This is a genomic window from Psychrobacillus sp. MER TA 171 (assembly GCF_023713305.1).
Lineage (GTDB): Bacteria > Bacillota > Bacilli > Bacillales_A > Planococcaceae > Psychrobacillus.
In genome coordinates this window covers 59,825-65,904 of record NZ_JAMAWN010000021.1, presented here as the reverse complement: position 1 = coordinate 65,904, position 6,080 = coordinate 59,825, and the positions used below count along the sequence as shown (strand labels likewise).

Annotated in this window: 6 protein-coding genes, 1 rRNA gene and 1 riboswitch; all 7 genes read left to right on the top strand. The window is 37.4% G+C overall.

The genetic code is table 11. From position 1 onward, the window contains the following. Positions 1–3: 3 nt before the first annotated feature. The 7 genes from rrf (at position 4) to purB (ending at position 6,064) form a co-directional block, all read left to right on the top strand. Positions 4–119: ribosomal RNA gene (rrf, locus tag M3627_RS16255) — 5S ribosomal RNA — on the top strand. Between the two features lie 519 nt (positions 120–638). After that, the gene (locus M3627_RS16250; protein WP_353056475.1) at positions 639–1,484 is read left to right on the top strand and encodes a nuclease-related domain-containing protein; all 846 of its coding nucleotides are present in this window, start codon (positions 639–641) and stop codon (positions 1,482–1,484) included. A gap of 591 nt (positions 1,485–2,075) precedes the next feature. Then, positions 2,076–2,621 (top strand): DUF2179 domain-containing protein, encoded by a 546-nt coding sequence (locus M3627_RS16245; protein WP_251556588.1) that lies wholly within the window; start codon positions 2,076–2,078, stop codon positions 2,619–2,621. Then, positions 2,618–2,806, top strand: coding sequence for an NETI motif-containing protein (locus tag M3627_RS16240; RefSeq protein WP_251556586.1), 189 nt, complete (start codon positions 2,618–2,620; stop codon positions 2,804–2,806). The genes M3627_RS16245 and M3627_RS16240 overlap by 4 nt, the downstream gene beginning before the upstream one ends. 99 nt (positions 2,807–2,905) lie before the next feature. Continuing rightward, positions 2,906–3,006, top strand: a riboswitch (purine riboswitch). Positions 3,007–3,146: 140 nt separating this feature from the next. Next, positions 3,147–3,635, top strand: a complete 489-nt coding sequence (gene purE, locus M3627_RS16235) for a 5-(carboxyamino)imidazole ribonucleotide mutase (RefSeq protein ID WP_251556585.1) — start codon at positions 3,147–3,149, stop codon at positions 3,633–3,635. After that, positions 3,632–4,750, top strand: coding sequence for a 5-(carboxyamino)imidazole ribonucleotide synthase (purK, locus tag M3627_RS16230; protein WP_251556583.1), 1,119 nt, complete (start codon positions 3,632–3,634; stop codon positions 4,748–4,750). The genes purE and purK overlap by 4 nt, the downstream gene beginning before the upstream one ends. A gap of 15 nt (positions 4,751–4,765) precedes the next feature. Further along, complete coding sequence (gene purB, locus M3627_RS16225) at positions 4,766–6,064, top strand: adenylosuccinate lyase (RefSeq protein WP_251556581.1); 1,299 nt, start codon at positions 4,766–4,768, stop codon at positions 6,062–6,064. Positions 6,065–6,080: the final 16 nt, after the last annotated feature.

The following is a 6,080-nucleotide window of genomic DNA, read 5'->3' as shown; positions in this document are numbered from 1 at the left end:
AAGTCTAGTGATGATGGCGAAGAGGTCACACCCGTTCCCATACCGAACACGGAAGTTAAGCTCTTCAGCGCCGATGGTAGTTGGGGGTCTCCCCCTGCAAGAGTAGGACGTCGCTGGGCAACTAAAGAAAGTCGTCACCGAGTAATCGGTGGCGGCTTTTTTGTTTTGTCTTTTATAGGAAAGAACCGAAGGCAATCTCTTACCTTAAGAAAGTATGCGAGAAGGCAAGGGAGAATGGCTCAGATGGTCTTTAAAGAGCTTTGTGCACTTTAGGGCGTATTTACTTTAAAGGTTCATTTTAGGCATTATAATAAGGTTTTCACAGATGATTCATTCTTGATAACTACTTAAAATGTCGAATCAGGAATTCTGCTTAATCCCTCTAATTTACATTTCCCGGGAAATAGAAACTATATATGACAAAAAACTTAAAAATAAAATAATTATAGTGAAATTTAGTGTATTTTAAATTAATGAGTACGTAAATCTAGCCAAAATAAAAATATTGTAGAAATAGTTAAATTTAAAAAATTTATAAGTATGATATCATGCAGAAAAGGAGGAGAAATTTGATAAATGATTAGCAAAAGAAGTTCAATTAATTATAATTATCATGGATTAAAGGTACTTCATGATCGATTAAAGGTGAGGAAGTTGTGGAGGGAATATTTAATAAATATACTTTTCCTTTTAATTATTATGTTTTATTCAATTTAAATTTAAGTTCTGATGGATACTTCCAAATCGATGCTTTAGTTATTTCTCAACATTATTTATTAATATTAGAGTCTAAAAATATTATCGGAGAGTTGAGTTTTGAGAGAAATCCATTTTGCCTAAAAAGAAAGTTGGGAAATGGTCAGCTTGATATTTTTGAAAGCCCAGAAGTTCAGTTAGATAGAAATATAAAAATGCTACAAAGATGGCTAAGTAAAAGGTCATTAAATATTCCAATAATAGGAGCGGTTGTTTTAAGTACTATGAAGTCAGAAATAGTAAAGCCACCAATTAGCCACACTATTATGTATCCTAGTAACATTCCAAACTTTATTTGGGAACAACCTAGAGATAATGCTTTTATGACTGCTGAACAATTAGAGGAGTTAAGGATAAGTCTTCTTTTAGACCACAATGATTATTATCCCTATCCCATGTGTCGTACATGGGGGATAGATGTTAACGATTTAATTAAAGGAGTGAGGTGCACAGAGTGTAACTGGATGGGGATGAAACGTATCATACGTAACTGGCAATGTCCAAACTGTCTTCATCAAAACAAGGAGGCTCATGTTAGTGCAATTAAGGAGTGGTTTATGTTAGTGGGTGATGAGATGACTAATAATGATTGTCGAAATTTTTTGCAGTTAGAGATGAGTCAGACTGCAAATAGATTAATGCATGGTATGGAGTTAAAGAGTGTTGGATTTGGCAAAAGTACTAAATACAAAATGGAGAGGGGAATGTTAGACAAGATCTTAGAATGACTTTTTATATCTTATTTGAGAATGGTATAAGGATGCATCCCAAGCAGCTAGAGTTAAAACCTGTTTTCTACTGACCGGTGATAAATCTCAGCGAACGGTGATAAAACTCACTGAATGGTGATAAAACCACGATGAACGGTGATAAATCTCTTCGAACGGTGATAAAATCCTGTGAACGGTGATAAATCGAAATAACTCTCCTAATCGAGCCGCACTCTCAATGTAAAAGACCCCGAATGAGCTAGAAAAGAGATGAAGATGCAAAATGGTTTGCTGAACGATAATAAAACCCAGCCAACAGCGATAAACCGAAATCACTCCCCAATCGAGCTACACTCTCTATGTCAGACATCCATGAAACCAGCAATCACTAAATTTGCTTAAACTTTCTTAATACAGCTTATTTACTTTCAAGAAACTCTAATCTCCACAAAATTTATAAAAACTTTCGAAGCTTATCCTCTATAACTTCTCATTCTAATCTTCCCTACCCTACTCCAACTTCCTTTCCTTGATTATATATGTTCATATCGGGTATATATTAGAATATCTTCTACCTATGAGGAACTATTATTTAAAGGAGTTGGAAGAATGTTAGAAAATGCATGGATTATGGTGTTGACGATTTTTGTCATTAACATTGTATACGTTACGTTATCCACTACTAGGATGATTCTTACACTAAAGGGGTATCGATATATTGCTGCATTGATGAGTATTGTAGAGGTTACTGTTTATGTAGTAGGGCTTGGCCTAGTGTTAGATAACTTGGATGCTATTCAAAATCTTGTTGCCTATGCACTTGGTTTTGGTACGGGAATCATTGTTGGTTCTAAGCTTGAGGAAAAAATGTCTTTAGGATATATTATGGTTAATGCTATTTCTGTAGAAAGTGATGTAAACCAATTATCCAATATTCTCCGAGAGGAAGGGTACGGGGTTACCGATTGGACGGTAAATGGTTTAGCAGGGCATAGACAAGCACTTCAAATATTAACTCCTAGGAAATATGAGAAAAAGCTATATGATCGATTAAAGGAAATTGATCCGAAAATCTTTATTATTGCACATGAGCCCAAAACGATTCATGGCGGGTTCTGGGTTAAAACGATTAGGAAAGGGAAGCTCTTTAGATGAAGCAAGAAACACAATGGTTTGAAGTGCAAGAAAATGAAAGCATTGCAGCCTGTATGGAAAAGATGGCAGAGCAGGGCTTTCAAGTGGTTGGTAGGAGAGAAGAGCCTTTGTTTGCAGAGGTGGATGGAAAACCTGTTCCTATCAGGCAAATTATTCAATTAAAAGGTATTAAAGAAAAGAAATAATAGAAAATACATCAAAAACCGAACATTATAGTTTTCTGAAAATTTATTGTTCGCTTTTAGGCGTTGACGTTACTATCTAGACTTGTTAGAATATTAATAGTAATAGAACGATTTGATCCCCATATATGCTAAAGAATTGGCTTTAGCGTTTCTACCAAGTCACCGTAAATGACAGGACTATGAGGGAAAGCGACTTTTGGAAACTGCTAAAAGGGTGTGTTCTTCTATGCATATGCAAGTATCAAACACCCTTACTATGTTCCTCAAGTAAACTGCTTTTCTTCTTAAAGAAAGTAGTTTATTTGAGGAATTTTTTGTTTAAAAGGAAGGGACGAAAATAATGAACGCAAAAATTGGTGTAATTATGGGTAGTTCTAGTGATTGGGAAACGATGAAGCATAGCTGTGAAATATTAGATGAGTTACATATTCCATATGAGAAACAGGTGGTATCTGCACATCGCACTCCTGATCTTATGTTTGAATATGCGGAACAAGCCCGAGGAAGAGGGATTCAGGTAATTATTGCAGGAGCAGGAGGAGCGGCACATTTACCAGGAATGGTGGCGGCAAAGACGACACTTCCGGTTATAGGTGTACCAGTACAATCCAAGGCATTGAATGGATTAGATTCTTTATTATCAATTGTTCAAATGCCTGGAGGAGTTCCAGTAGCAACGGTGGCAATAGGTAAGGCCGGTGCTACAAATGCAGGTTTACTTGCTGCACAAATTCTTTCCATTCATAATGATGAAATTGCTATTCGGTTAGAAAATAGAAGAGAAGCAATTAAAAAAAATGTCTTAGAAAGTAATGGTGAGCTACGATGAAGACAATCTATCCGGGACAAACAATAGGGATTATTGGCGGGGGACAGCTCGGGAGAATGATGGCCCTTGCAGCTAAAGAAGCGGGATTTAAAGTGGCTGTCCTTGAACCGAAGATGGACTCTCCTTGTGGTCAGATTGCAGATATTCAAATTGTTGCACCATATAACGATGAGGCAGCTTTAGAGGAGCTTGCCGAAGTTAGTGAAGTGATAACCTATGAATTTGAAAATATAGATTATGAAGGTTTAAAGAGACTTACAGAAATTGCTTATGTTCCTCAAGGAGCGGAGCTTGTAAAAATTACACAAGACCGTATTTTGGAGAAGAGATCGATTCGAGCAGCTGGAGTGCCAGTGGCAAAATTTATAGAGGTACAAAGCTTTGAGGAGCTATCCTCCAACATAGATAATATCGGCTATCCATGCGTGGTGAAAACTACACGTGGAGGGTATGATGGAAAAGGACAGCAGATTGTTAAAAGTAAGGAAGAGTTACAACTAGCTAAGCCTCTTTTTCAACACTCACCATGCATAGCGGAAGCATTTGTACCATTTACTAAAGAGATTTCAGTAATTGTACAAAGAAATGGAAATGGAGAAACGTATTGCTTACCAATCGGAGAAAATATTCATGTGAATCATATTTTACATGAAACTATAGTGCCAGCGAGAATTAGTAAATCTCTATCTCAAAAAGCGGTAGAGGCTGCGGAAGTAATTGCGAACCATTTGAATCTTGTAGGAACGCTTGCTGTAGAAATGTTTGTGCTTGAAGGCGACAAGATATTAATAAATGAGTTAGCTCCTAGACCTCATAATTCAGGTCACTATTCTATAGAAGCTTGTAATGTATCTCAATTCCATCAGCATATAAGAGCGGTGTGTGGCTGGCCTTTAAGACAACCGAAGCTATGGACGAACTCAGTTATGGTCAACATACTAGGACAGCATGTAATTCCTGTAACAAACTCGCTCAGCAAGTATCCAAATTGGTCGCTACACCTGTATGGCAAAAGTGAGGCTATGGAAAACAGAAAGATGGGACACGTTACGATTCTTTCGGACGATATTGAGAAAACACTAGTAGAAATCGAACAATCAAAAATCTGGTCTTAATTTGGAGGAATAAAAATGATAGAACGTTATACACGCCCTGAAATGGGAGCGATTTGGACAGAAGAAAACAAATACAATGCCTGGTTAGAGGTAGAAATTTTAGCCTGTGAGGCATGGGCAGAAATAGGTGATATTCCAAAGGAGGATGTCGCACTTCTTCGTAAAAATGCTTCCTTTTCGGTAGACCGTATTTTAGAGATTGAACAAGAGACAAGACATGATGTTGTAGCATTCACTCGTGCAGTATCTGAAACATTAGGAGAAGAGCGTAAATGGGTACATTATGGATTAACTTCTACAGACGTAGTCGATACTGCTCTTTCTTATGTGATTAAACAAGCGAACAGTATACTACGAAAAGACATTCAAAGCTTTATCGAAATCTTAGAAAATAAAGCAAAAGAACATAAATATACGGTAATGATGGGACGTACTCATGGTGTTCATGCAGAGCCGACTACATTCGGTTTAAAGCTAGCACTATGGACAGAAGAAATGAAGCGTAACCTGGAGCGCTTTGAAGCAGCAGCTAAAGTAATTGAGACAGGTAAGATGTCAGGAGCGGTTGGTACGTATGCAAATATCGATCCATTTGTAGAGCAGTACGTATGTGAAAAGCTCGGATTAGCAGCTTCTCCAATCTCTACTCAAACCTTACAGCGTGATCGTCATGCTCAATATTTAAGTGTAATAGCGCTAGTAGCTACTTCTATCGAAAAATTTGCTACAGAGATTCGTGGACTGCAAAAGTCAGAAACTCGTGAAGTAGAAGAGTTTTTCTCAAAAGGACAAAAGGGTTCATCAGCAATGCCACATAAACGTAATCCAATTGGATCTGAGAATATGGTTGGGATGGCAAGACTTATTCGTGGTTATATGATGACTGCCTATGAAAACGTAGCGCTATGGCATGAAAGAGATATCTCTCATTCATCTGCAGAGCGTGTAATCTTACCGGATGCAACCATTGCATTGAACTATATGTTGAATCGTTTTAGTAACATTGTGAAGAACCTTACCGTGTTCCCTGAGAACATGAAACGTAATATGGATTCCACGTTAGGTTTAATATATTCACAGCGAGTTTTACTTGCATTGATCGACAAAGGGCTGGCGCGCGAAACAGCATACGATACGGTACAGCCACTTGCTATGAAGGCATGGGAATCTCAAAAGGCATTCCGTAGCTTTGTGGATGCAGATGAAAAAATTACTTCATTATTAACTAAAGAAGAATTGGATGATTGCTTTGACTACAATTACCACATTCAGCACGTCGATATGATTTTTGACCGCTTAGGCTTAAATAAATAGAGTTAACAAAAACATC